We start from the raw sequence: 24683 nt of genomic DNA, 5'->3' as shown, positions 1-24683 counted from the left end.
GCGGCGTGCGACGATGCAGGACATCGCCGATCGCGTCGGCGTTTCGAAGGCACTGGTGTCGATGATCTTCCGCGACATCGCCGGCCCCAGCGCCGCCACCCGGGAAAAGGTGATGGAGGTTGCCGACGAACTGGGTTACCGCCCCAACCGCGCGGCCGCACTCCTGTCCCTGCGCCGCACGAAGCTGATCGGCGTCATGGCGGAAATCCGGAACTCGTTTCACACCGAGTTGGTCGACTTCCTCGTCGACGACGCGGAACGAGCCGGATACGAGGTGGTGCTCGGGCCCGTGACAGCCACACGCACACAAGCCCAGGCCGTCGACATGCTGCTCGAGTTCCAATGCGAAGCGCTCGTCCTGCTCGGCCCGCAACTCGACTCCGCCACGCTGCACACGATCGACGAACGGGCGCCGGTGGTGAGCGTCGGTCGTCGTTTGCCGGGGTCGACCGTCGACGTGGTTCGGACTGCCGACGGACGAGGGGTCGCGATGCTCGTGAATCACCTTGTCACCCTGGGACACACCGACATCGTCCACGCCTCGGGCACCGGGGCCATCGGAGCCGACCGGGCATCCGGTTACCGCCGGGCGATGATCCGCCACGGGCTGGATCCGCAGGTCGTCGTCAGCGGGTTCACCGAGATGGCGGGTTCGAGCACCGCGCCGGGGCTGCTCGAGCGTGACGACCTACCGTCGGCCGTCGTATGCGTCAACGACCGCTGCGCGATCGGACTGCTGGACGCGATGCAGAAGGCCGGGATCGACGTGCCGGCCGACATGTCGATCACGGGATACGACAACTCCCCGCTCGCACAGCTGACACATATCGCATTGACGTCGGTGAGCCAGGATCCGCGAGAACAAGCCCGCCGCGCGGTCTCGTCCGTACTGGAACGACTCGACGGCGGCCGCACCAGGCCGGCCTCGGTCATCCTGCGCCCACGCCTGAGCTTGCGCTCCACCACCGGCCCCGCAGCTCAGCGCGAGAAGACGCGTCGCCGCATCGAGCGCTCACGCTGAACGGACCGGGCGGGTCCGGTGCTCCCCCGCACGATCAACCGCGGTTCTACGATGACCTCGGCAGCGACTGCGTCGTCGTCCTCGAGACGCTTCACCGCGAACGCGACCGCGTTCTCGGCGAGCTGATCGACGTCCTGACGGACCGTGGTCAGATCGATGCGCGACAGATGCGCGATCTCGCTGTCGTCATACCCGACGACCGACACGTCCCGAGGGATATCGACGCCCGCTCGGTCCAGCGAGTCCATCAGCCCCAGCGCACACCGATCGTTGCCTGCCAGGACCGCGGTGGGCAGCGTGCCTTCCTCGAGCATCAGCCGTCCCGCCGCCACTCCCGCAGCCTCGTCGTGAGAGCCGGGGATCACACGGATGAACTCGGCCAGGCCGTGATCGCGCATCGCCGCAACGTAGGCGTCGCGTCGAGCGTCCGCACCCGGTGCCGAACCTCCACCGATGTGATGGATGGCGCGGTGCCCGAGGCCGGCGAGGTGATCGACCGATTGCCGGATTCCGCTGGCGTCCGCGCTGCGCACCGCGTCGAATGCACTCGGCGGCATCGGTTTTCCCACTACCACCACGACTGCGCGATCTTCCAGCTCTTCCAGGTATTCCCGGCCCGAGTTCGGGCCGAGGAGAATCAGGCCCTCACAGCGGTGACTGAGCATGGACTCGATCGCCTCGACCTCGTCGCGTCCCGGCGCGCTCACCGACAACAACACGTCGTACCCGGCCGCTTTCGCAGCCGGGTAGATCCGCGTGACCAGGTCGGCCTGAAACGGCTGCTGAACGTCGAGCAGCACCCCGAGCGTTCGGCTCCGGCCGCGGGCCAGCAGTTGCGCCGCGCTGTCGGGCTTGTATCCGAGTTCCGCGGCGACTTCCAGCACGCGCAGACGGGTCTGCTCTCCTGCCCCGGGCTTGCCGCGCAGCACGAACGAGACCAGAGTGCGGGAAACTCCGGCACGGGCGGCAACGTCGTCCATCGTGGGTTTGCGTGCGCGCGCCGTGCCCGTCGCACGGGTGGAACCAGCACTGTTCACGGCAACCCCTTCCTCTGTTCACCGGCCATGCTGTCACCAGCACCAGTCGATCCGCCTCATCGTACTGATTAAGCGCTTAAGCAACACCCCTGCCACGTCGAATCCCACCCGTCCAGCCGGGGTCGACGGCCGTCGCCGTCGGACGGAGTGGCACGAGACCGTAGTTGTGGTGTACAACATAGTCGGCCACGATGTGAACCAGATCACAAGCGTGACCGTGAGGCACACATATCAACATCGACGAAAGCAGGACCGTGGCGACAACCTCGATCACCCCGACGACTCCCACCGGACCGCAGACGTCCCGGCGCGGCGGCACCATGAGCACCGCGGAGATCAAGTCGAGGATCGAGGCGATGTTCGCCGACGACCGCAGGCCCACCCGCCGCACCGCTGCCGGCTGACAGTAGAAACCGATCTGGCGCTCAGCCGTTTTCGGGCTCGCGCCACCTCCTGACTACCCTCGATCCCAAATGGGTGAGGCGCGTGGGATGACGGCCGGTAGGTGACGGATGAACGATGTCCAGCAGTACGCGGACGGTCTCGCGGATCAGTTGAACCGCTCGATCGAAGTCGACGACTGTGGCCTGAAGCCGCTCGCGTTGACCGAGCAGCACGGTGATCTCGACGATGTCCGGGTCCGGTCCATCCTGCAGCGGCACTCATCCCCGGAGGTATTCGAGTACGCATTCTCGCTCGATATTGCACACGCGACCGGGCCCGTTCGGTTTCCCTCGAACCCGGCGCTGCAGACGTTGCCGCGGGTGTGCATTCCGATGCGGGCCCGCGGGGAACTTCAGGGATATCTGTGGCTGATCGACAGTCCACCGCTGACAGATGCCGACATCACCGCAGCGGCTGGCACCGCCTCGGCGATCGCAGAAGTGCTCCACCAACAGTCTCAGTCGACCACCACGGTGCTCGACCGCGAGGCACAACTCGTGAGTGTACTGCTGGACCCGCCTCGCGAAACCACACCGCCGGCCGAGCTTCTCGCCGATGAACCCCTCCTTCGCTTTACCGATCCCGCGGTGGTGCTCACCACGAGGCTGGCAGCGATCGACGCCGACGGCGAACCACTGAATGCCCGGGCGGTGCGCGCCGCCGCACAGGAAGTGGCGTATGCCCGGCCGCTGGGCCATTCTCTCCTGGGCCACGGCGAGGACACCATCCACCTGATTGTCGGTGCAGACCTTCTCGGTGACCGCCTTCGCTCGTTCCGCCACGCTCTTGCGCAGGCGGCTCGGCGACGCGGATGGACACTGCTCGCAACCGGCGCGGGACAGACCGCTTCGACTCTCGATGAGCTGCGCCTGTCCGGAATGCACTCCCGCTATGCGGCGACCGTTGCCCACGCTCGCAACGTCGAGCAGCTGAGCTGGAACGAACTCGGAGCCGACGTCGTGTTCTATGGACTGCCGTGGACAATGGAGACCCTGGAGATTCTCTTTCCGGGCGCATCTCGCCTGCTCGACGCAGACAACTCACTCATTCGCGAGAGTTTGGACGCCTACTTCGATTGCGGCGGTGACACACGCCGCGCGGCCGGCCGGCTCTCGGTCCACCGCACCACCCTCTACTACCGGCTGGACCGTGCGCAGCAACTCCTCGGCGAAGGCTGGGCACAGGGCGAACGCCGGGCCGGACTCGAGCTCGCCCTCAGATTGGCGATGCTGATCCGTAACGCCTGACGTGTACTGAACCGTCAGTTTCGCACGCTTACCTGCCGCTTTCGACAATGTGAGGAATGGGGCTCACCGTTACTCGAACGCAGACGGAAGACGCTCCGATACGTCGTCCGTAGTGTTCCGAATCACAGTCGAGAACGTCACCGGCGCCCCTCCACGCAAGGCCCGCCGACTACGTCCGCGATCTCGACGTACACAGCCACTTTCCCGAAGGAGCCCACCGTGGCCACACACGCTCTCGATGACGCGAAACTATCGCGGTTCCATCTGAAAACGACGCTCTACGGAAATGGCGGACATCTCTGCGATGGGTACATTCTCGGCGCAGTCGTGCCCGCACTCCCCCTCTTCGCGCAGTCTCACCCCATCGGGCCCTTGATGAGCGGATTGATCGGTGCCTCCGCACTGATCGGCGTGTTTCTGGGGAGCTTGTTGTTCGGCTGGGTTACCGACAGGATCGGCCGCCGGCGCATGTTCGTCATCGACCTCGCGCTCTTCGTCGTTCTCTCCCTCGCCCAGATCGCGGTCACCGACGCCGTCATGTTGCTCGTCCTCCGAGTCCTGCTGGGGATCGCGGTAGGGGCCGACTACACGATCGCCACGACTTTGGTGGCCGAGTTCTCACCACGGAAGTACCGCGCCACCCTGCTCGCCGTGGGGCCGGCGATGTGGACGGTGGGATACGTCCTCGCGATTGTCGTCGGAACAGCGCTGGCCGAAGTCGGTGGTGACGACGCCTGGCGCTGGATCCTGGCGACCAGCGCAGTCCCCGCGCTCGTTCTGCTCATTCTGCGGCGCAACACCCCCGAGTCCCCGCGCTGGCTCGCCCGGAACGGCCGGGCCGAGGAAGGCCTTGCGATTCTGCGAAAGCATGTCTCCCCGAACGCAACCCTCGCCGACCTCGCCGAAGAGGAGGAAACGGAATCGCACGGTTCGCTGCGCGACGTATTCGCGCAACAGCACCTCCAGCGTCTGGCGTTCGCGTGCCTATTCTGGTTCTGCCAGGTGGTTCCCTATTTCGCGGTCTTCACCTTCCTCCCCACGATCCTCGACTCACTCGACATCGAATCCGGCTTCTGGCAGACCACCAGTGTCAACCTCTTCCTACTGATCGGCGGCGTCGTCGGCATCGTCACCATCGGCAGGATCGGTCGACGTCTCTACACCCTCATCTCCTTCGCACTTCTGACCGGATCGACGCTGGCGATCGGACTGTGGCAGAGCGCCCCCGCGGGCTATGTCATCGCCCTCTTCGCACTGTTCGCACTCATCTCGTCGGCAATGGCCGCACTCGACACCGTCTATCCGAGCGAACTGTTCCCGACCAGCATCCGCGCTTCGGCGACCGGAATCTGCGTGTCCTTCAGCAGGATCGGGGCAGCGATCGGCACGCTCCTGCTGCCGATGGGGATCGATCGATTCGGGGCGCACGGGGTCACGCTGATCACCGGTGTGGTGGCCGGTGTCGGTTTCCTCATCAGCATCGCCTGGGCACCGGAAACCGCGGGCCTGACCCTCGCCCAGGCGGCCGCCGACGCGCCAGGACAGTTGATCCCCGAAAGTCCGGACAGCAACTCATCGTTCGTGGCTCAGCCGTAGCCCCATTCGACGTGGCCGTTCGACCGGCCGGACCGTCGCCATCGACAGCCCACTACACACGGAGGATTTTCATGACCGTTGTCATCGACAGTAGCGACGACCTCACCCTCGACAACGTCGCTCGGGTGGCCTGGATGGGCGAACAGTGCAGCATCGGTGATCGCGCACTCAGTGCCATCCGGTCCCGTCGACATGAGTTCGTCGACTTCGTCGAACAGAATGCGGATCGTCATCTCTACGGAATCACCACCCGACACCATGTCGGCGCGAAATCCGTTCTCGGCGAAGATGGCCGAGCAGAGTTCGCGACTCGACTGCCGTCGACACCCGCCACGGTCGGCCCGCGGCTGCCTGACCGCGTCGTCCGTGCCATCGTCCTGGCCCGGCTCGCCGACGTGCTGAACGGAACTGCGTGCCTGCGCGTGGAGACAGTACACCGGCTACTCGCCCTGCTCGAAGCGGAGCTGCCACCGGTCCCCGCGCGCGGAAACGGTGAACCCGGCGACATCGTCCCCCTCGGACACCTGTTCCGGAACCACTTCGACGGAACCCTGGAGATCGGCGAGGGAATGGCGCTGATCAATGGTTCCCCGGTCGCTGCGGCGGCTCTGAGCGACGCCGCACTGGCCGGACGGCATCGAATCACCGTCATGGAGAACGTGATGGCGCTCGCGGCGGTCGCGATCAATGCACCAGCCGCTCACTACGCCCCCGAACTCGAGGCCGCCTGGCGCGACGAACATCAGGCCGAGGCCGTACACAACATCCGCCGGCTCATCGAGACCGATGACGGCTCGTCCGAACTCCCCTACCAGGCGCCGGTGTCCTTCCGGAGTGGCCCGCGCGTCATCGGGTGGGCACGGCGGGCGCAGGCCGCCGCCGAAGAATGCGCCGAAATCGCCCTCTCGGCGTCGTCGAACAATCCCATTTTCGTCGGCCCGGCAATCCACCCACCCCTCGGTGCGATCCTGTCGAACGGCGGCTACCACAACCCCCTCGTCGCCCCGAGTCTCGATTCCCTCGCTCGCACGTGGGCCGACGTGTCCCAGTTGGTCACCGCCCAGGTCAATCGCATCGTCGAGGATCCCCGGGGGCTTGTCGCTTCCGAACCCGAATCCCAGGTCAGCTTGCTGTACATGACGGCAGCCGGGTGGGCTGAGGAGGCGCGCGCTGCCGCCACGACGTCACTGATCGGGCTCGGTGGAGCAGGTCAGACGGACACGGGGACACCCGACCTGCTTGCGTGGCGGAAGGCGCAGGACGCCGGTGCCGCCCTCGACAACACCCTCGCCGTACTCGCCGCCGTGTCCAGCCACACACTGGCCCGCAAGGGGCAGACGGTGCCACACCGGCTCACCGCGCTCAGCCGGCAGATCCTAGAGCGATTCCCCGTCGGAAGCCCGCCGGTCGACTTCGGCGCGCAGCTCGCGTCGGTGGTTGACGTGCTCGGCGAGCCTCGACAGGACTCGTCGGCACCCATCGCCGAATTAGCCATCACCTGAACCTATTTCATCGAATCATCACGAAGGAGATCGATATGACTGTCGCAGTGATCGGCGGCGGGATCGTAGGGATGAGTACGGCGTGGAGTCTTCGCCGTCGCGGTGAGGACGTCACCGTCATCGAAAGCGGTTCGATCGGCCACTCGGCTTCGGGCGTCAACGCCGGCTGGATCACCCCGTCCCTGTCGACCCCGCTCGCCTCACCCGGCATCGTCGGACTCGGAGTCAGACACGCCTTCGACCCGAATGGCGCCCTGTCCATCCGGCCACGTCTGGACACCGACTGGATTCGGTGGCTGTGGAAGTTCGCCCGCGCCTCACGCCCCTCCGCCTACGAGAGCGGAGTCCGGGCGCTGTTGGAACTCAACACCCGCACTCTCGACCTGTTCGACGAATTTCATCAGGACGGCGTCGATTTCGAGATGCATTCGGCCGGACTGCTCGCTCTCGCGAGATCCGCCGACGGCCTGAACTGGTTCACCCAACTGTTCGACCACCTGCTCCCGATGGGATTTCCCGGCAGCGTCGAATACCTGTCCGGCGACGAAGCACGGGAACGCGACCCAGCCGTGGGAGCCGGAGTACACGCCGCCGCGCACACCTCCATCGACCGACATGTCGACCCGGAATCCCTGCTCCGAGGCCTGCACAAACGAATCACCGAAATGGGGGTTACTGTCCTCCAGCACACGTCCGTGCAGTCGGTCGCTCCCGGTGGCGCACGGTGGTCGGTACGGATCACGGACCGCTCCCTGGATGTCGACCACGTGGTCGTCGCGCTCGGTGCCGCGACGAACGCGCTTCTCGCTCCACTCGGTGTCCGATTGCCGATCGTCGGAGCCAAGGGGTACTCGATCGATGTCAAGGGCGTCGGCACGCCCCCACGCCATGCGCTGTACCTGATGGAACCCAAGCTCGGACTGAGTCCGTACCACGACGCGATACGCATCGCCGGCGCATTCGAACTACCCTCCCGCAATGAACGCGTCCCCGAGCGCCGGATTCGGCTCCTCGTGGACCAGGTACGCCACTACCTGACTGAATGGGGTGCGGACGTAGGGAGCGACATCGGCGCCGGCAAGGCCGGACTCCGGCCCGCCACCCCGGACAGTCTGCCGTTCATCGGCCCGGTTCCCGGGCGCCGCGGACTGTACATCGCCGCCGGCCACGGAATGCTGGGCGTCACCCTGGCACCTGCGACCGCCGAGGGTATCGCCGACATGGTCACCACCGGTCACATCCCGGAGTCGATGCTTCCGTTCCAATTGGCGGGACGCACCTGACGGCCACATCGACAACTTCATGGCCGTGACCGACTCGATGAAAGGCCGGTGAGCAACCGCTGCCATACTGTCGCGCACGAGATCAATGATCGTCGGGAGGTCATGGGTAGTGGGCAGCACAGAGGCGGTTCCGGAGGCTCCGGATGTCGAGGCCGAATGGAACGACTTCGACTGCGCGGAGGCCGGGTACGCGGCCCGGATGGAGGAGTGCTCCGACTTCTTCCGCCAGCCCGAACTCGCGCACCTGCCCGATTCCCGCTTGGACGAGGCGCTCCGGTCACTGGCCGCGACGGGACGCTACGAGCAGACCCGGGAAGAGATCGAGATCGGCGCCCAGTTGGCCTGGCGAAACCACGCCCGGTGTGTGGGGCGCAAGCATTGGCGCACCCTCAAACTCCTCGACGCCCGGCACGCCACGACGGCCGACGAGATCGCGGAGGCGTGCTGGGAGCATCTGCGGGTCGCGACCAACGGCGGCGCGCTGCGGTCGGTCATCACCGTCGGTCCGCTGCCGCTCCCGGACGGTCGCGAGTACAGGATCCTCAGCCCGCAACTCATCCGCTACGCGGGATACCGCAATGCGGACGGGACGGTGACCGGTGATCCCGCGCACCTGGACATCACGGAGACCGTCACGAGGATGGGGTGGCGCGGCGCGGGAACGCGATTCGACGTGCTGCCCCTGCTGATCAGCACGCCCGACGAGCCGCTGCGCTGGTACGACGTTCCCCCGGACCTGGTCCTCGAGGTCGAGATCGAGCACCCCGACCACCGCTGGTTCGCCGACCTCGGTCTCCGGTGGCATGCCGTACCCGCGGTGTCGAACATGAGCTTCTCGGTCGGCGGGCTGATCTACCCGCTCGCCCCGTTCAGCGGGTGGTACGTGAGCACGGAGGTCGGGGCCCGCAACTTCAGCGACGAGAACCGGTACGACATGCTGCCCGCCATCGCCGAAAAGCTGTGTCTGGACACGTCATCGGAGCGGACACTGTGGCGCGACCGCGCCCTGGTCGAACTGAACCGGGCCGTGATCCACAGTTACCGGCAGGCCGGTGTGCACATGGTCGATCATCACACGGTCGCGAAGCAGTTCATCAGCCACGTCGAGCGCGAAGAGTCGCTCGGCCGGACGTGCCCGACGGATTGGTCGTGGATCAATCCGCCGATGTCGGCGGCGCTCACGCCCACCTTCCACCGGCTCTACGACGCGCCCGACATGGACATCCGGCCGAACTTTCTCGCTGCCCCTGCGGCGTCGGGATGTCCGATCTCCGGCGCGGGACATTCCGCTCAGCCGCGATAGGGCGGGGCGACGCCCCACCCCCAGCGCGGGACGGGGGCGTGCTCGACGACCTCGGCGCCGGGACTCGAATTCTGGAGGGCCAGTCTGGTCCCCCATTCCACGTAGGCCATGAAGGCGGAACGGAACTCGGGATCGGACGGCAGGCCGGCGTCGTCGGCTGCGAGGCTCATCGTCGCCGCGAAACGATGCCGCTGCTCCGGGCTGATGCCGAGTCCGATGTGGTGCCGCAACATTCGTTCGTAGCCCCCGAGTCGCTCGGTGTAGCCGGGCGGGCCGCCGAACACCTCGCACCACCACAGGGTCACGTTGCGGCGATGCTCCTCGTGCACTCCGCCGGGGAACATCGGCGACAGCAGGTCGTCGCGCTCCACCCGGTCGTAGAAGGCGTCGATCAGCCGCCGGAACGACTGCTCACCGCCCGCCCACTCGTACAGGGACGGTGTGTCCTGATCACTCATGCGAGCTCCCGATGTCCGTCATCTCTCCATTACAATACACATCAGTATTGGATTGAAAAGAGGATCGAGCATGAGTGTGGCCGGGCGCAGTCGCGACACCGATATCGACACCCGGGTGCTGAAAGTGGCGAGCCGGCAACTGTCCCGGGCCGGATACGACGCGATGTCGCTCGCCGCGATCGCCGCGGAGGCCGGCACCACCCGTCAGGCGCTGTATCGGCGGTGGGCGACGAAGGCGGAGCTGGCCGCGGCCGTCGTGGCGCTGCTGGCCGACGAGGCGGCGGACCCGTCGTCGGCAGACCCGTTCGGTGATCTGGTGCGCGAACTGACCGACTTCCAGCGCGGAGTGTCGCGCAGCGGCCGGCTGTCGCTGGTCGGGACGATGCTGCAGGACACGACGGACGACGACGTCCGCGCGCAGTACCGTGCGCGGGTGGTGGCGCCGCGCCGCCGCCGCATCCGCGCGATCCTGGACCGTGCCGCGGCGCTGGACCTGATCGACGCCGACGCCGATCTCGATGTCGCCGTCACCATGACCACCGGCAGTTGGTACGGCCGGGCCCTCGCCGGCGATCGTCCCCCGGCCGACTGGCCGGCCCGGACCGCGGCGCTGATCTGGCGGGCCGTCGGGGGAACCGTCCCCGCCTGAGTGCCGGCTACGCCGCCGACATGACCGGGGCGCGGCGGTCGCCCATGTTCCGCGACGTCAGCACACCGACGAGCAGGAGAACACCCGCGACGGCGATGAACCAGCCCGTGCGGTGCAGGCCGTCGTCGCCGATGACGTGACCGGCGGTGGTCTGCAGCACGACGGCAGACAGGTTCGCGCCGACGTACTGCACGGTGCGGTACATCCCGATCGCCGTGCCCACTTCCTCGACGGACGTGACGGAGCTGATCAGATTCTGATTGCCGATGTTGTTGAACCCATTGGGGATTCCGAGGACCGCCGCCACCAGGAGCAGGACGACGATCGGGGCGGTACTGCTCTCCACCGACGCCAGGAGCAGCCCGCCCACCAGCAGTGCGCACGTGCCGACGGTGAGCGTCCGGCGCACCCCGTGCCGGCGGTACGTCCGGGACGCGAGCAGCGTCGAGCCGATACCGACGGCGGCGACGGGCAGCATCGTCAGCCCCGCCTCGGTGGCGCTCATCCCCCGGGAATACTGCAACCACTGCGGAATTCCGAAGAAGACGCAGTAGAACGCCGTGTAGGTGAGCAGGGTGCGGGCGAGGGTCGCGCTGAGCGCACGGTTTCGGGCCAGCGCCCGGACGTCGATGAACGGTTCGTCGGCCCGCCGTTCCCACTGGACGAACAGGGCCAGCACCACCGCCCAGACCGGGAGGAGCCACCACACCGGCGCGGTGGTGAGCGAGAGCAGGAACAACATCGTCGACGAGATGAGCGCGAGGAACAGCAGGACCCCCACGACGTCGAGCGCGTGCACCAGTTGCCGCCGGCTGACCGACATGCCGCCGACGAAACCGACGTTCGCGAACTTCGTCACCGCCACGGCACTGAACGCGGCAATCGGAAGGTTGATCCACATGATCGACTGCCAGCCGAACGCTCCCACCAGCAGACCGCCGAGCGTCGGGCCGAGTGCCACGACCGCCTGGCTGCAGATCGCGAGGGTCGTGATCGCGGTTCGCGGCTGCGCGCCGTGGCGTTCCGCATAACCACGAATCATCGTCATCGCATTGGGATACTGCGTGGCGGTACCGATTCCGACCAGGACTCGGGAGAAGATCAGCCAGCCGACGGTGGGGGCCAGCAGACCGGCGACGGAGCCCAGCGCCACGAGGGCGAGGCCCCCGAGGTACACCTTCCGGGCACCGAGGAGGGCGCCGAGTTTCCCTGCCATCGGGGCGGTGACGGCCGTCGCGATGTACAGCGCCGAGATCACCCAGGTGATCCCGGACGAGGAGCCGAACTGGGCGGCGATGCCGACGATCGCCACTGCGATCATCGACGAGTTCAGGGGTTGGAGGATGCTGCCGGTCGCGACGGATCCGCTGACCCGGAACGGCACGGATCGAGCCTGCTGCGCGACCCCGGCGTCCGCGACGGCGGCGCTCACGAGTGCATCAGTGACTCCCGCTGCGGCGCCGGCTCGGGGGTCGCGGCGAGTCGGCGGAGTAGCCGTCCGGCGATGAAGAGCAGGTCGCGCTCGGCGTCGGTGCATTCGGCGGCGAGCGCGGCCGTCAGCCACTCGCTCCGCCGTGACCGGTCGTCGACGAGGGTCTGCAACCCCAGCGCGGTGATCGCGACGATGCTCGCTCGCGCATCCTGGGGGTCCACGGTCCGGGAGACCATTCCGGACTCCTCGAGTATCGCGACGGTCCGCGCGATCGACTGCGGCGCCACCTGCTCGAAGCGTGCGAGAGCCCGCGCACTCATCGGACCTTCCCGGTCGAGATGCGCGAGGGCCTGGAGCTGCGAGGGCGTGAGCAGATGGCCGGCGCGCTGGGTCCGGATGCGCCGGGTGAACAGATTGACGTCCTCACGGAGCTGTTCGACCTTCTCGTCCATGGGGCCTCCCTCTCGCAGTCGGTTTCATTAGCCAGTCTAGCTGTTTTATTTCCGTATCACAATCCGCCGATTCCAGCGCAAACACGCAATTCGGTGCGAGATATTCATCAGCACTGCTGTCTAATACGTTCGGGCGCGGTTCGGCGCGCTCGAATTCCTGCAGGTAAGGCGGGCGCGTCGGGCGTCCCACAGGAAACTCGGAGGCGATCGCTGGCACTATTGAGGACGGCGAACGCTGATCGAGATCGGAAAGAAGGTGGTCGTGACTCTCCGCACGCGCACAACCGGCATCATCGCAGTCGTGGCCATGACGTTCCTGGCCACGGCATGCACCATCGGCGATACCGGCACGTCCTCGCAATCCGCGACCACCACACAGGCCGCACCCGCCTCGATCGCCGTTCCCGCGGCCGAGGGCGCGCCGATCAACCCGACCACCCCGATCGTGGTCACCGCGACGGGCGGCAAGCTCACCACCGTGACCGTCACGAATCCCGCGGAAGCCGGCGCCCCCGTCGCCGGAGCGCTCGCCCCCGACAGCATGAGTTGGACCACCAGCGTGCCGCTCGGCTACGGGTCCACGTACACGGTCGTCGCCGACGCGGTCAACCCGGACGGTGCGCCCGTCGAGAAGACCTTCACCGTGACGACGATGACGCCCGGTGCCACGGCGTACGCGAACGTCGTCCCGGCACCCGAGGTGGTCGCCGACACCGGCATCGGCGTCGGCCAGCCGATGGTGTTCCAGTTCACCGAACCGGTCGTGAACAAGGCCGAGGTGCAGCAGCGACTGCACGTGACGACGACCCCGCCGCAACCCGGGGCCTGGTACTGGACCGACGACCAGAACGCGCACTACCGCGCCGCGAACTACTGGGCGCCGGGAACCAAGATCCACATCGAGGCCGACGTGTACGGCGTCGACCTGGGCGACGGCGTCTTCGGCGCGGAGGACAACTCGGCCGACTACACCGTGCACGACGCATGGGTGGCCAAGGCGGACGGCGCGAGTGAGGTGCTCACCGTGTTCCACAACGGTGTGCAGGAAACCTCGATGCCGATGAGTCTGGGATCGCCCGATCACCCGTCGCACGAGGGTCCGCACGTGATCTCCGACAGGCAGCAGAGCATCATCATGGACTCCTGCACCTACGGGGTCTGCGCCGGCGACCCCGACTACTACCGCGAGAAGGTCGACCTGAACCTCCGCATCTCGAACGACGGAGAGTTCGTCCACTCGGCCCCGTGGTCGGTGGGCGATCAGGGCAGCAGCAACGTCTCCCACGGTTGCGTGAACCTGGCGCCCGCCAACGCCCATTGGATGTTCGACCACTTCGGGATCGGCGACGTCGTCGAGATCACCAACTCCGGCGGCCCACTGCTGCCGGTGTGGGACACGTACGGGGACTGGGAGGTCCCGTGGGCTGAGTGGCAGGCAGGTAACGCAACCGCATAGGAGGCGCTCGTGAGTTCACCGTCCGCGGGATGTGTCGAACAGTTGAAGGCGGTTCTGCCGCACCGGGTGCACCTCCCGGAGACGGACGACTACCACGCTGCCCTGGGCCGGGTGTTCTTTCCCGAGGCCGCGAGACGCCGTCCGTCCTGCGTCGTCGAACCGGTGTCGGTCGACGAGGTCTCCAACGTCATGAGGGTGGCGCACCGGACGGGCGGCACCGTCACCGTCCGCGGCGGAGGGCTGAGTTCCAACTGCGTCGCCGACGACGCAGTCATGATCGACCTGTCGGCGGCTCTGAACACGGCCCGCCCCGAAGGTGACCGGGTGGTCGTGGCCGGCGGCGCCACCGTGGGAACCATGCTGGACGCCCTCGCCCCCACCGGCCGGGTGGTGCCGGTCGGGATCGTCGGACACGCCGGTTTCGGACTCGTCACCCGCGGCGGCGTCGGGTACCTCACGCGCAGTCTCGGGTTGACACTCGATCAACTGGTCGAGGTCGAACTCGTCCTGCCCTCCGGGGAGGTCGTCCACCTGTCCGACGCGAGCACCGGCGACGAGGCCGATCTGTGGTGGGCGGTCCGGGGCTGCGCGCCGTGCTTCGGCGTCGTCACGTCGGCGGTGCTGCGCACGCATCCGCAGGGCCCGGTGTGGGTGGATCGGATGGTGCTCGGAATCGACGCGCTCGCCACCTATTTCCGTGTCGCGCCGACGCTTCCGCGGAACACCACGATGGGCGCGGTACTCGGCTACAGCGCACTGTCCGCCGACGAACCCGTCCTCTTCGTCTACACCGCGTGCGCGAGCAGCGACGCCGCCGACATCGACCGGGCCCGCGCCGCCGCCGATTCGGTCGCCGGCGTGTCGGGCAGCGTCCTGTACCGGTCCGAGACGTCGGGCGCCTACCTCGGCGGGCTGCCCGAATTCGCACCACCCGGACTCGACGGCGAAGAACCCGAGCCGATCCGGCTACCCGAGCCGGGCGAACCGCGGGGATCCTTCTTCGGGAAGGCCGTCTTCACCGGCGCCACCCTCGACTCCCACGTCGCGGAGGCCCTGGCCACCCAGATCCGCGGGGCGCCGACGCGGGAATGTCGTATCGACTTCCAGCACACCGGTGGTGCACTCGCCGACGTGGGCGACGAGGACACCGCCTTCTGGGGCCGGAGCGGCGAGTGGAACATCCCGCTCAACGCGATCTGGTCCGACCCGTACGACGGCGCCGCCTGCCTGTCGTGGGCGGGCGGCACCCTCGACGCGCTCGCGCCCCACACCACCGGCGTCTACAGCGTGGAGGTACGACCCGGCTTCCCCGAAACCGGCGCCGAAATCGACGCGGCCTACGGCGGAAACCTCCGCCGACTGCGGGATCTACGGCAGCGACACGACCCGATGGGCGTGCTCACGCACTATCCGCTGTAGGTTCGGGACTGACGTCGCCAGGGGACCTGCAACTCCGAACGTCCTGGTTTCTGTTGCCGTTGGGCTGCTCTCGGCGAGAGCGTCGCCCAGATAGACTCGGTCACCGGGCGCAGGGGTGCGTTCGGCAGCGCAAGAATTACAAGGAGGAATCGCCGTGCCACCACGGAAGAACGCCGCGACAGCCGCAAACAAGAGGGCTGTCAAGCGGAGCGATCCAGTGGACTGGGCGAGCTACTTCTGGGAGAAGAACGACCTCGGCGCGGACCGCGAAGCCTTCCTCGCCATGAGTTCGATGCTCCGGTTCCATCGGATCGTGACCGACGCGCTCGAAGTCGAGCTGAAGACCCACGGGCTCAATCTGACGGACTACCTGCTGCTGATGACGCTCGAGCTGAGCGAAAACGGTACCCGGCTGCTGTCCAGGCTGGCCAAGAGTTTGCTCGTGCACGCCACGACGATCACCCTTTCGACCGACCGTCTGGAAAACAAGGGTCTCGTATCGCGGGACGCGCACCCGACGGACCGGCGCGCAACGTACGCGACGATCACCGATGAAGGGCGCGAGTTCATCCTGGCGGTGACCAACACCCTGAAGGAGATCAACTTCGGCCTGGTGGGCAGTACGCCTGTGCAGCAGCGCAAGCTCCTGGCCGCGCTCACGGCACTGCGCTCCGCTGCGGGCGACGTCGACCCGGCAGACTGAGCGGGCATGATCGCACCTCACGTCGGAGAGTCGGCCTGGTACTCCACCGGCCGAGGTGAGATCTTTACCGGATGAGTGTGCGTGCGGTCGGCAACCTGCCGGTGGAGATGACCAGTTTCGTCGGCCGGCGAGAGGACCTCACGCAAGCGAAGAATCTCCTCGCCTCCGCGCGGCTGCTGACCCTGAGCGGCATGGGTGGAGTCGGAAAGACGCGATTCGCCCTCAGGCTCGCCGGCGAAATCCGGCGCAACTTCGCCGACGGTGCCTGGCTGGTCGAACTGGCGGATCTCCGGCAGGGCGGCTTGCTGGCCCCGACGATCAGCAGCGTCCTGGGCATTCGGGACGAGTCGAAAGACCCGGTCGGCTTCTTGACCGAGCACCTCCGGGATCGGCGGCTCCTCCTGGTTCTCGACAATTGCGAACACCTCACCGACGCGTGCGCGGAGCTGATCTCCGGGCTCCTTCGCTCTGCACCGAACCTGAAGATTCTCGCCACGAGCAGACACATCCTGGGGGTCGAGGGCGAGCAGGTCTTTCCCGTGCCACCTCTCGCGCACGAGTCCGCAACCGGCCTCAGTGAGGCGATGTTGCTGTTCGAGGAGCGAGCATCGGCAGCGGACCCCCGATTCCGGATCACCGACGACAACCGCGAAGCCATCGCAACGATCTCCCGAGCGTTGGAAGGCCTACCCCTGGCTGTCGAACTGGCTGCGGCAAACGTCCGCACGTTCAGCCCGGTCGAGATTGCAGAGCGACTCCAGGACAGCGAGGTCCTGACGGCCACCGAACAGACGCGACCTCCACGCCATCGGACGTTGGACGCCGCCGTGGACTGGAGTTACCGCCTGTGCACTCCACACGAACGGCATGTGTGGGAGCAACTCGCCGTCTTTTCCGGAGGGTTCACCGTCGAGACCGCGGTCGGGGTATGCGTATCCTCCGAACCCGGATCCAGTGTGCTCGGCGCGTTGATCGGGCTCGTCGACAAATCGATCATCGTCCGCATCAACGGCCCTCACGGAACACAGGGCCGGTATCGAATGCTCGAGCCTGTGCGCCAATACGGTATGGAGAAGTTGACGTCGTCCCCGGACGCGTCGACTGTACGACAACGTCACCGGGATTACTTCTTCCGTCTTGCTCAGCGCGGGATCTCCGACTACTGCAGCACCAGGGACATCGAGTGGTACGCGACGACACAAACAGAACAAGCCAATATCCGCGAAGCGCTCGCCTTCAGTCTGTCCGACCCCGGCGAGCCGCTGGTCGCGCTCGAGATGGCTACGGCTCTGCGTCCCTTCTGGGAGCAATCCGGATCCGTTCTCGAGGGATATCAGTGGCTTCGACGCATCCTCGATCGTGTCACCGACCCGTCGCTCGAGCGGGCCACGGGTCTCGTCGCCGCGAGCATCCTCGCATTCCTCGTCGAGCAGACCGAAGACGCCCGCACACTCCTTCGCGAGTATCGCGAATATCGCGAACTGACCGCACAACCACCGTCACACGAGTTGGCCGTGACAGCCCTGTTTGCATCAGCGCTGGAAGCGTACGCGGACGATGACATTCAGAAAGCATTCGACGAGGCCGAGAGGGCTGTGGAGCTGGGAATCGACCGGGAGAATCCGGGTCCCGTAGCCGAAGCGATGGCCCTCTCCGCCCTGTGCGCATTCGTTTCGGAGCGCGAGGACGCGGAACACATTACGGGGCGTTTCGTGCATTTCGCGGAACGCCACGAGGCACACCTGCTCAAAGCGATCGCCCTGTATCCGCTCGGAGCAGTGCGGTGGCGGAAGGGAGACAGTGCCTCCGCCACCGCCCTCATGTCCGAGGCGATACGCCTGTACCAGATGTTCGAGCATCCGGGCATGGTCGCAGTCTGTATCGATGGGCTCGCGTGGTCGGCCGCCGCGAGCACACCTGATCGCGCCGCCATGCTCTTGGGCGCGGCAAAATCGATATGGCAGTACAGCCAGATGAGGCTGGCCCAGGCTGCCCTGCAGCAGGTCACGAGCACTGTCGAACGGGAACTCCGTCAGGAACTCGGGAACCCCACGTTCGAGCAGATGTATGCCAAGGGTGAAGCTCTCACCTTCGACGAATCGGTGGCCCTTGCCCTCGGATCCGAGACGGATCGAAAACCGAAGGGTAAGGAATCTGCTACTCGCGCCGGCCTGACCCGCCGTGAGCAGCAAATCGCCGCCCTGGTCGCCGACGGTCTCACGAACAGAGAGATCGCCACCAAGCTGGTGATCTCCCAGCGGACCGTCGACGCCCATGTCGAGCACATCCTTGCCAAGCTGGGTTTCCGCTCACGAACCCAGATCGTGCGATGGTTGGATACAGCCGAGCAATCCGACTGACCACCCTCCGCTCAGCTCGTCGCGGTGATGTACGCGAGCGCTTCGATGCCGGCCGAGGTGATCATGACGCGTCCGCCGCTTCGCGAGTGCGCCCCGCGCGCGACGAGGCCCAACTTCTCCAGTCGCCCGAGCGCCTGGCGGTCGGAAGCAGGTTCACCGGCGGGGCCGATCGATGTCGCCGTCGGCCCGGATTCGTCCCACCGATGCGAGTACGCCACCAACTCGCTCACTGCCACCTGCTCGAGTACGCCCAACTCCGCTGTGTTCATTCTCTGACCTCCTTGTCTTGTCCAGCTTGGAGGACCGCGACCGGGGAGACCATTCGTCGAACTACCTACGTAGGTACCTATGTCGTACGTCACACCGGGAGCACGTCGGGTGATCGGTGAGCGTGGTGACTCAGTCCGCCTGGAGATAGTTCGCGACGAATCGCACGCGGTCGCTGCGGCACGACCGGTTGATGTAGATGGTCGGAATGCCGTCCTCGTCGACATTGAGGCCGTCGCGCAGCAGCACCGGTGCTCCTGCGGGCACACCGAGCAGTTCCGCTACGCGCGGTGAGGCCGCGGCCGCGGCGAACGACCGCCATGCCGACTTCAAGCGCACGCCGTAGACGTCGCGCCACACCGTGTACAGCGGGACACCGTCCTGCAGGTGCCGGTCGATCCCGGCGAACCGGTGGTCGTCCATCCACACCGAGTTCGCGAACCAGGGTTCACCGTCGACCGCGAGCACGGAGTCGATGCGACGCAGTCGACGACCTGGCAAGTACTCCTCCGCCTGCGGTGCACTACCACCGAGCACGATCGCGCTGCTGACGGGCGTCTCGCTCAACGTGCGGCCGACGGATGCGAATGCCCCGCTGAGACCATCGGGTCCGTCGATGTAGCTGGCGGCGAGTTCGATGGGGAAATGCCGGGGCGGCGGAGCCACGAACGTGCCCGACCCCTGCCGGGCGACGAGCCGGCCCGCCCGGGTCAATTCACCGATGGCCTGGCGGATCGTCAGCCGGTTCACCTTGAGTTCGGCGGCCAGGTCGGTCTCGGGCGGCAGGCGGTCGCCCGGCCGGAGGGCGCCGCTGTCGAGTCGCTGCAGGAGGACGTCCTGCACCTGTCGGTAGAGCGGTACCCGGCCCGCGGACCTTGTGCTCGGCATGCGACAAGTCTAGAGGACTTTCGGCGCTGACCCCCGTGCCAACTGAGTGCATCGGACCTGTTCGACGGGCATTCACTTGTGCGACACGTTCGAGCGTGGTTTACGCTACTTGTCTAGATGAATATTCGGGCATCACTTCGAACACATCTCGGAAAGGCCCCGCCCGTGAGCATCCACCCGACCCTGCGCCGCACTTTGGCCGCTACCGCCTGCGCGGTCACCCTGTGCGGCGCCGCCGCCTGCGGCGACTCCTCCAACCAGGACGGCGCGCCCGACGTCCTGCGGGTGGGACTGCCGCCCGCGGAGGCCAACGCAGACCTGCAAGCGAAGTTCGCGCCGGTCACCTCTTTGATCGCGGACGGAACAGGCAAGTCCGTGGAGGTCAAGCCGACGAGCGACTACCTGTCGATCGTCGAGGCGATGCGGTCGGGTCTCATCGACGTCGCCGCGTTCAGCCCCTTCCCGACCCCGCTCGCCGAGGCCGTCGCCGGTGTCGAGCCGCTCGTCGTGGCCAAAGGCGCCGCCTACAGTTCGGTGTTCGTGTGCCGCGCCGATACCGGCATCGACTCGATCGACGACCTCCGCGGCCGCAAGGTTGCCTTCGTCGATGCCGGCTCCACCAGCGGCAACTACATTCCCAAGCTGCTGCTGAAGCGTGCGGGTATCGACCCGGACACCGACGTCGAGGGCACCTACGCGGGCGGCCACGACACCGCCGAACTCGCGGTGAAGCAAGGCTCCGTCGACTGCGCCGCGGACGCCCGCTCCTCCTACCAGACGATGGTCGACAAGGGTGTCATCGACGGCGCTGCGCAGAAGATCGTCGCCGAGTCCGAACCCATCCCCGTGTCCCTGGTCATCATCGCTCGCAAGGGCCTCGACCCCGAACTCGAGCAGGGCATCGTCGACGCGTTCGTGGGCAGCGACAACACTGCCGCGCTGGGTGTCGTGGGGGCGACCAGCTTCGAGCAGGCGAACGAGGACGACTTCGCCATCTTCCGGGACGCCGCAGCAGAACTCGGCGTGAACCTCGAGGAGCTGTCGCGGAAATGACGTCCACACAGAACGGCGTGCCCCGCGTGGAGGCCGACGCGGTGAGCTACACGTATCCGGACGGCACGACAGCGCTGCACGAGGTGTCGGTGCGGGTGGCGCCCGGCGAGATCGTCGCGGTGCTCGGCCGCAGTGGCGCCGGAAAATCCACGCTCATGCGATGCCTCGCGGGCCTCGAGGAACCGACATCGGGGTGCGTGCTGCACGACGGGAGCGAACGCGGCGGATTGCGCGGCCGCGCCAGGCGGCGTGCACAGGCCCGGGTGGGGTTGGTGTTCCAGGAGTTCCAGCTCGTCGAGCGGGCGACCGTGCTCTCGAACGCGCTCATCGGACGCCTCGCCTATCAGCCGCTGTTCCCCAGCCTCGTGCACTTCGTCCGGCGCGACGATCGGGAGATCGCCGTCGAGGCCGTCCGCCGCCTCGGACTCGAGGACCAGCTACGCAAGCGGGCCGACGCCCTGTCCGGCGGGCAACGTCAACGCGTGGCCATCGCCCGCGCGCTCGTGCAGCAACCAGACATGCTCCTCGCCGACGAACCCGTCGCCAATCTCGATCCGGTCGTCGCCCGCGGCGTCGTCGACGACATCGTGCGACTCGCTCGCGTCGAAGGGCTCACTGCGGTCTTGAATCTGCACGACGTGGATCTGGCCCGGCAGGTCGCGGACCGGCTGGTGGGTTTGCGCGCCGGAGAACTCGTCTTCGATCTCCCCACCGCGTCGGTCACGGACGCCGACCTCGACCTGCTCTACGCCGATCCGGCGCGTGCGCTGGCGGGAGTGCAGTGATGAAGGCGGACCTCCCCTCGGCCCCGACGACGGCCGAACTCGCCACGCTGCGACGCCCGTCCTGGCAGACCGGCGTCGGTGTACTCGCCGCCGCCGCGATCATCCTCTGGTCGGCGCAGGCCACCGAGTTCTCCCTCGCCGCACTGCTCGACGGGATCCCGAACATCACCGACTTCATCGGTCGCATGTTCCCCCCGGACCTCTCCATCCTCCCGACCGCCGTCACCCTCATGGGTGAGACCCTCGCGATCGCGGTCATCGGCACCGCGATCGGCGTGGTCCTCGCGCTGCCGTGGGCGCTGCTCGGCGCGCGTTCGGTCTTCGACCAGGCGTGGTTGCACCACGCCGCACGAACATCGATCAACGTCACCCGGGCCATCCCGGAACTGATGTGGGCGTTGCTGTTCGTCTCCGCGGTCGGGTTGGGTCCGCTCGCCGGCACCCTCGCCATCGTCGTCGGGTCGGCAGCAGGCATGGCCCGCTTGTTCGCCGACATCTTCGAGACGATGGACATGCGGGCCTGGGAAGCGGCCGCCGCGGCAGGCGCCACCCGATCCCAGCGCATCAGCTGGGTCCTGCTGCCGCAGAGTGTGCCGACCGTCGCCAGTTACACCCTCCTCGTGCTCGACGGGAACGTGCGCGCCGCGTCACTCCTCGGCATTGTCGGTGCCGGTGGCATCGGCATGGAACTCACCCAGCAACTCCGGCTCTTCGAGTACGGAAACGTCCTCACGATCGTCCTGGTCGTGCTGGTGGTCGTGGTGACCCTCGACCGCGTCGCCTCCTATCTCAGAAAGAAGCTCCTATGACAGTGACCGACATCGACGCTCTCCCCAACCTCCGCGATCTCGGCGGGCTCCCGACCACCGACGGCCGGCGAACGCGAACCGGGGTGCTGTACCGCAGCGCACTCCCCGCCCCCGGCGACGCCCGTCCCACGGCCGTCGCCGAATGGCCTGCACGCACCGTGATCGACCTCCGCAGCCCGCGCGAGTTCGCCACCCGCGCACACCCGCTGCAGTCCGACGACACCACCGTGCATCAGGTCTCTCTGCTGACCGACGCCGAGGTCACCGCACCCAGCCAGGGCACGCGCCTCGCCGACGTCTACCAGGGCATTCTCGTCAACGCGGGCGACAAGCTCGTAGACCTCCTGCAGATCGCCGCCGCCGCCCCCGGACCGATACTGCTGCACTGCGCGGCGGGGAAGGATCGCACCGGCATCGCCGTCGCACTCCTGCTGCGTATCTCCGGTGTCGACCCCACCGACATTCTCGCCGACTACGTGTCGACCAACGAGCACATGCCCGCCGTCCTGGCGCGCATCACCCGGTTTGCTCCCGAGCTCGGCCGCACGCATCCCCACGACCGCGACCTGCGGGGCGCCGTCCCCGACGCCCTCGACGGCGTTCTGTCGCAGTGGGACTCGCACTCCGGCGGAGTCCACGGATGGGTCCAGTCGCGCGGCGCCACAGACGAGTCGATCCAGCTCTGGAAAGAGCGATTCACCGAATGACGGTGTCCGGCCGGGCGGACGAGACTTCCTCGTCCGCCCGCCATCACACCGCTCCCCCCGCGGTCAGTGGACCGTGACCGTTCCGGCCCCACCGTCCACCGTCAATACCATGCCGTCCTCGATTCGCTTGGTCGCCTGCCGAACGCCGAGGACGCAGGGAATGCCGAGTTCCCGACTGACAATTGCTGCGTGGCTCATGGAGGAGCCGACGTTCACGACAACTGCGGCAGCCGAGGTGAAGATCGGCGTCCAGCCCGGATCGGTGAGCGGCGCAACGAGGATCTCACCGGGTTCCAGATCAGGGGCGTCTTCGGGGTCGGTGATGACACGAGCGACGCCGGTCGCGACACCCGTACAGGCCGGCAGCCCCGTCAACACGTCCCCCGACACGGCAGTCTCGGCACCCGGGTCCGATTTCTTCGGCCACTCGGTGACCGGCGGGATCTTTCCGGCCTCGACGATGAACGGCGGCTCGAGTGCGGAGAGCTGATCGAACCACGCCCACCGTTCGACGATGAGGTTGTGGAAGGATCGCGGATCGGCGACCAAGTCGTCCAGTTCGTCCTCGCGCACCATGACGATGTCGTCGGGACGGTCGAAGATTCCCAGGTCGGCGTACCGTCGCCCGAGTTCGGCCATGGGCAGCCTGGCTTCGTGCAGAACCCTGATCGTGTTGGTCTTGCTTTGCTCGCGTGCAGGTGAGTACACGGACACCGACTGAAGCGCAGCCTCGAGCTTTGCCAGTTGTTCGGGTTGGTCGGCGAGTGTGTCGCGCATCTGGGCAACACAGAGCTCTCGTTCCTCCCGCAGCCTCTTGCTCTGCTGGACCGGGTTCTTGTCCTCGTCCTGCAGTCGCATCCGGTCGATCATCCCCAGCGGAATGGACGGGAATGCTTCCCAGGTTCGCGCGTTGGCCTCCCATTCCTGCGTGGAGCGGGAACCGAACTCGTAGAGGAACTCGTCGAACGCGGCAACGAAGTCGGTGATCTCGGGATCGGTTGCGGCTCGGAGACGTTCGTCGAGCGATGCCACGCCTTGCTCGAAGAGGGCGGTGAGGTTCGGACTCTGCCTGACCGTTCGGCCGAGTGTCCACATCGCGTGATTCGGAGCGGCCGAGGCGATGTTGCCGAGGCCTGCAGTGAGCCGGACAGCGAGCCCCGGGTCGGCGAACGGGGCCACTGCGTCTTCCAGTGCCCCGGTGACGATGGAACCCTCGTAAACCATGCGCAGGTGGGTGCGAGTGAACATCGGATAGTACTCGCGCATCACCATACGTTGGTACGCGACGAGGTCGGCCTCGCTCATCGACGAGTAGTCGGGGCGGGCACTGCGCAGCTTCTCGGCGGTCTTCCGATGTTCCTCGATATCGGGTCGGCCGGTTTCACTCATGACGCGCTGGACCGTCGCCAGAATCCGGTCGGTGTACTCGGGCCTCTGGTCGTCGGGATGCGGCACGTAGGCGGGCGCTTCGCGGTCTCCGAGGTAGGTACGGTCCATCAAATCGGGTGTCGCTCCGGGCATCCGAGCGCCGAACGTCCGCATGTTCGACAAATTCAAGTAGACGTACCCATGCACGAGTCCTTGGATGTCGATGACGCCTTCACGGAACTCATCGATGTCGAACGCACCGAACTCCGCCAGTGCCTGCTGCCATTCACGCTCGGAAGGCGGACCACCGATCATGCTCCAAAAGAGCGGTGTTGCAACGGTAGAAGAGACTTCACCGACGTTTCCGCGGGTGTAGACCGGCCACCGCGTGCTCAACTCGTTGTCAACTACCCAGGGACGTGTGATGTCGCCCATGATTCTCCT

23 protein-coding genes are annotated in these 24683 nt (G+C 66.8%); 16 read left to right on the top strand and 7 right to left on the bottom strand.

The window, feature by feature from the left end; all coding sequences use genetic code 11:
• The first annotated feature begins 13 nt into the window (after positions 1 to 13).
• Positions 14 to 1021 (top strand): LacI family DNA-binding transcriptional regulator, encoded by a 1008-nt coding sequence (locus ACFTWF_RS36750; RefSeq protein ID WP_378466023.1) that lies wholly within the window; start codon positions 14 to 16, stop codon positions 1019 to 1021.
• On the opposite strand, the gene ACFTWF_RS36745 is transcribed toward ACFTWF_RS36750, so the two are convergent.
• The gene (locus ACFTWF_RS36745; protein ID WP_378466022.1) at positions 979 to 2001 is read right to left on the bottom strand and encodes a LacI family DNA-binding transcriptional regulator; all 1023 of its coding nucleotides are present in this window, start codon (positions 1999 to 2001) and stop codon (positions 979 to 981) included. The genes ACFTWF_RS36750 and ACFTWF_RS36745 overlap by 43 nt on opposite strands.
• Positions 2002 to 2312: 311 nt before the next feature.
• Between ACFTWF_RS36745 and ACFTWF_RS36740 the strand changes: the two genes are divergently transcribed.
• The 6 genes from ACFTWF_RS36740 to ACFTWF_RS36715 all read left to right on the top strand — a co-directional run bounded on the left by ACFTWF_RS36740 (position 2313) and on the right by ACFTWF_RS36715 (position 9433).
• Positions 2313 to 2462 (top strand): hypothetical protein, encoded by a 150-nt coding sequence (locus ACFTWF_RS36740; protein WP_378465992.1) that lies wholly within the window; start codon positions 2313 to 2315, stop codon positions 2460 to 2462.
• A gap of 108 nt (positions 2463 to 2570) precedes the next feature.
• A complete protein-coding gene (locus ACFTWF_RS36735; protein WP_378465991.1) occupies positions 2571 to 3749 on the top strand; it encodes a PucR family transcriptional regulator in 1179 nt (392 codons plus the stop codon).
• 219 nt (positions 3750 to 3968) lie between these two features.
• A complete protein-coding gene (locus tag ACFTWF_RS36730; RefSeq protein ID WP_378465990.1) occupies positions 3969 to 5345 on the top strand; it encodes an MFS transporter in 1377 nt (458 codons plus the stop codon).
• A gap of 71 nt (positions 5346 to 5416) precedes the next feature.
• The gene (locus tag ACFTWF_RS36725) at positions 5417 to 6847 is read left to right on the top strand and encodes an aromatic amino acid lyase (RefSeq protein WP_378465989.1); all 1431 of its coding nucleotides are present in this window, start codon (positions 5417 to 5419) and stop codon (positions 6845 to 6847) included.
• A gap of 35 nt (positions 6848 to 6882) precedes the next feature.
• Positions 6883 to 8130 (top strand): NAD(P)/FAD-dependent oxidoreductase, encoded by a 1248-nt coding sequence (locus ACFTWF_RS36720; protein ID WP_378465988.1) that lies wholly within the window; start codon positions 6883 to 6885, stop codon positions 8128 to 8130.
• A 199-nt stretch (positions 8131 to 8329) separates the two neighbouring features.
• Positions 8330 to 9433, top strand: coding sequence for a nitric oxide synthase oxygenase (locus ACFTWF_RS36715; RefSeq protein WP_378466021.1), 1104 nt, complete (start codon positions 8330 to 8332; stop codon positions 9431 to 9433).
• Here the strand turns inward: ACFTWF_RS36715 and ACFTWF_RS36710 are convergent.
• Positions 9421 to 9891 carry a group II truncated hemoglobin gene (locus ACFTWF_RS36710; RefSeq protein WP_378465987.1) on the bottom strand — a complete coding sequence of 157 codons (471 nt, stop codon included), beginning with the start codon at positions 9889 to 9891 and terminating at the stop codon, positions 9421 to 9423. The genes ACFTWF_RS36715 and ACFTWF_RS36710 overlap by 13 nt on opposite strands.
• 70 nt (positions 9892 to 9961) lie before the next feature.
• Here ACFTWF_RS36710 and ACFTWF_RS36705 point away from each other — a divergent pair, with 70 nt between their 5' ends.
• Positions 9962 to 10540 carry a helix-turn-helix domain-containing protein gene (locus tag ACFTWF_RS36705; RefSeq protein ID WP_378465986.1) on the top strand — a complete coding sequence of 193 codons (579 nt, stop codon included), beginning with the start codon at positions 9962 to 9964 and terminating at the stop codon, positions 10538 to 10540.
• A gap of 7 nt (positions 10541 to 10547) precedes the next feature.
• Here ACFTWF_RS36705 and ACFTWF_RS36700 read toward each other — a convergent pair whose 3' ends face one another.
• Positions 10548 to 11972: an MFS transporter gene (locus ACFTWF_RS36700; protein WP_378465985.1), complete on the bottom strand. Its 1425-nt coding sequence runs from the start codon at positions 11970 to 11972 to the stop codon at positions 10548 to 10550.
• Positions 11969 to 12424, bottom strand: a complete 456-nt coding sequence (locus ACFTWF_RS36695; protein ID WP_378465984.1) for a MarR family winged helix-turn-helix transcriptional regulator — start codon at positions 12422 to 12424, stop codon at positions 11969 to 11971. The genes ACFTWF_RS36700 and ACFTWF_RS36695 overlap by 4 nt, the downstream gene beginning before the upstream one ends.
• A 256-nt stretch (positions 12425 to 12680) precedes the next feature.
• Here ACFTWF_RS36695 and ACFTWF_RS36690 point away from each other — a divergent pair, with 256 nt between their 5' ends.
• The 4 genes from ACFTWF_RS36690 (at position 12681) to ACFTWF_RS36675 (ending at position 18362) form a co-directional block, all read left to right on the top strand.
• A complete protein-coding gene (locus tag ACFTWF_RS36690) occupies positions 12681 to 13880 on the top strand; it encodes an Ig-like domain-containing protein (protein WP_378465983.1) in 1200 nt (399 codons plus the stop codon).
• A 9-nt stretch (positions 13881 to 13889) separates the two neighbouring features.
• Positions 13890 to 15299 carry an FAD-binding oxidoreductase gene (locus tag ACFTWF_RS36685; protein WP_378465982.1) on the top strand — a complete coding sequence of 470 codons (1410 nt, stop codon included), beginning with the start codon at positions 13890 to 13892 and terminating at the stop codon, positions 15297 to 15299.
• 217 nt (positions 15300 to 15516) lie between these two features.
• The gene (locus ACFTWF_RS36680) at positions 15517 to 16002 is read left to right on the top strand and encodes a MarR family winged helix-turn-helix transcriptional regulator (RefSeq protein WP_378465981.1); all 486 of its coding nucleotides are present in this window, start codon (positions 15517 to 15519) and stop codon (positions 16000 to 16002) included.
• Between the two features lie 71 nt (positions 16003 to 16073).
• Positions 16074 to 18362 carry an ATP-binding protein gene (locus ACFTWF_RS36675; RefSeq protein WP_378465980.1) on the top strand — a complete coding sequence of 763 codons (2289 nt, stop codon included), beginning with the start codon at positions 16074 to 16076 and terminating at the stop codon, positions 18360 to 18362.
• Positions 18363 to 18373: 11 nt separating this feature from the next.
• Here ACFTWF_RS36675 and ACFTWF_RS36670 read toward each other — a convergent pair whose 3' ends face one another.
• Both ACFTWF_RS36670 and ACFTWF_RS36665 read right to left on the bottom strand, forming a co-directional pair.
• The gene (locus ACFTWF_RS36670; RefSeq protein WP_378465979.1) at positions 18374 to 18631 is read right to left on the bottom strand and encodes a hypothetical protein; all 258 of its coding nucleotides are present in this window, start codon (positions 18629 to 18631) and stop codon (positions 18374 to 18376) included.
• A gap of 130 nt (positions 18632 to 18761) precedes the next feature.
• Positions 18762 to 19517: a GntR family transcriptional regulator gene (locus ACFTWF_RS36665; RefSeq protein ID WP_378465978.1), complete on the bottom strand. Its 756-nt coding sequence runs from the start codon at positions 19515 to 19517 to the stop codon at positions 18762 to 18764.
• A gap of 165 nt (positions 19518 to 19682) precedes the next feature.
• On the opposite strand from ACFTWF_RS36665, the gene ACFTWF_RS36660 reads away from it, so the two are divergent.
• From ACFTWF_RS36660 to ACFTWF_RS36645, 4 genes are read left to right on the top strand one after another with little or no spacing between them, the layout of a single operon-like run.
• Positions 19683 to 20570, top strand: a complete 888-nt coding sequence (locus ACFTWF_RS36660) for a phosphate/phosphite/phosphonate ABC transporter substrate-binding protein (RefSeq protein ID WP_378465977.1) — start codon at positions 19683 to 19685, stop codon at positions 20568 to 20570.
• Entirely contained in the window at positions 20567 to 21355 is a 789-nt protein-coding gene (gene phnC, locus ACFTWF_RS36655; RefSeq protein ID WP_378465976.1) for a phosphonate ABC transporter ATP-binding protein, read from the top strand. Before ACFTWF_RS36660 ends, phnC begins: the two co-directional genes overlap by 4 nt.
• Positions 21355 to 22164, top strand: a complete 810-nt coding sequence (gene phnE, locus ACFTWF_RS36650; RefSeq protein WP_378465975.1) for a phosphonate ABC transporter, permease protein PhnE — start codon at positions 21355 to 21357, stop codon at positions 22162 to 22164. Before phnC ends, phnE begins: the two co-directional genes overlap by 1 nt.
• Entirely contained in the window at positions 22161 to 22871 is a 711-nt protein-coding gene (locus ACFTWF_RS36645; protein ID WP_378465974.1) for a tyrosine-protein phosphatase, read from the top strand. Before phnE ends, ACFTWF_RS36645 begins: the two co-directional genes overlap by 4 nt.
• Before the next feature lie 63 nt (positions 22872 to 22934).
• Here the strand turns inward: ACFTWF_RS36645 and ACFTWF_RS36640 are convergent, their stop codons facing one another.
• A complete protein-coding gene (locus tag ACFTWF_RS36640; RefSeq protein WP_378465973.1) occupies positions 22935 to 24674 on the bottom strand; it encodes a PEP-utilizing enzyme in 1740 nt (579 codons plus the stop codon).
• Positions 24675 to 24683 lie beyond the last annotated feature (9 nt).

The organism is Rhodococcus sp. NPDC056960 (assembly GCF_042674125.1).
In the GTDB taxonomy this organism is placed as follows: domain Bacteria; phylum Actinomycetota; class Actinomycetes; order Mycobacteriales; family Mycobacteriaceae; genus Rhodococcus_F.
The sequence above is the reverse complement of the archived record's forward strand: the minus strand, read 5'-3'. Positions and strand labels throughout refer to the sequence as shown.

Bases quoted from the DNA above. Each gene is read 5' to 3' on its own strand.
- ACFTWF_RS36750 (WP_378466023.1), top strand. From the start codon at position 14: ATGCAGGACATCGCCGATCGCGTCGGCGTTTCGAAGGCACTGGTGTCG.
- ACFTWF_RS36745 (WP_378466022.1), bottom strand. From the start codon at position 2,001: ATGGACGACGTTGCCGCCCGTGCCGGAGTTTCCCGCACTCTGGTCTCG.
- ACFTWF_RS36735 (WP_378465991.1), top strand. From the start codon at position 2,571: ATGAACGATGTCCAGCAGTACGCGGACGGTCTCGCGGATCAGTTGAAC.
- ACFTWF_RS36725 (WP_378465989.1), top strand. From the start codon at position 5,417: ATGACCGTTGTCATCGACAGTAGCGACGACCTCACCCTCGACAACGTC.
- ACFTWF_RS36720 (WP_378465988.1), top strand. From the start codon at position 6,883: ATGACTGTCGCAGTGATCGGCGGCGGGATCGTAGGGATGAGTACGGCG.
- ACFTWF_RS36715 (WP_378466021.1), top strand. From the start codon at position 8,330: ATGGAGGAGTGCTCCGACTTCTTCCGCCAGCCCGAACTCGCGCACCTG.
- ACFTWF_RS36710 (WP_378465987.1), bottom strand. From the start codon at position 9,891: ATGAGTGATCAGGACACACCGTCCCTGTACGAGTGGGCGGGCGGTGAG.
- ACFTWF_RS36705 (WP_378465986.1), top strand. From the start codon at position 9,962: ATGAGTGTGGCCGGGCGCAGTCGCGACACCGATATCGACACCCGGGTG.
- ACFTWF_RS36695 (WP_378465984.1), bottom strand. From the start codon at position 12,424: ATGGACGAGAAGGTCGAACAGCTCCGTGAGGACGTCAATCTGTTCACC.
- ACFTWF_RS36675 (WP_378465980.1), top strand. From the start codon at position 16,074: ATGAGTGTGCGTGCGGTCGGCAACCTGCCGGTGGAGATGACCAGTTTC.
- ACFTWF_RS36670 (WP_378465979.1), bottom strand. From the start codon at position 18,631: ATGAACACAGCGGAGTTGGGCGTACTCGAGCAGGTGGCAGTGAGCGAG.
- ACFTWF_RS36665 (WP_378465978.1), bottom strand. From the start codon at position 19,517: ATGCCGAGCACAAGGTCCGCGGGCCGGGTACCGCTCTACCGACAGGTG.
- phnC (WP_378465976.1), top strand. From the start codon at position 20,567: ATGACGTCCACACAGAACGGCGTGCCCCGCGTGGAGGCCGACGCGGTG.
- phnE (WP_378465975.1), top strand. From the start codon at position 21,355: ATGAAGGCGGACCTCCCCTCGGCCCCGACGACGGCCGAACTCGCCACG.
- ACFTWF_RS36645 (WP_378465974.1), top strand. From the start codon at position 22,161: ATGACAGTGACCGACATCGACGCTCTCCCCAACCTCCGCGATCTCGGC.
- ACFTWF_RS36640 (WP_378465973.1), bottom strand. From the start codon at position 24,674: ATGGGCGACATCACACGTCCCTGGGTAGTTGACAACGAGTTGAGCACG.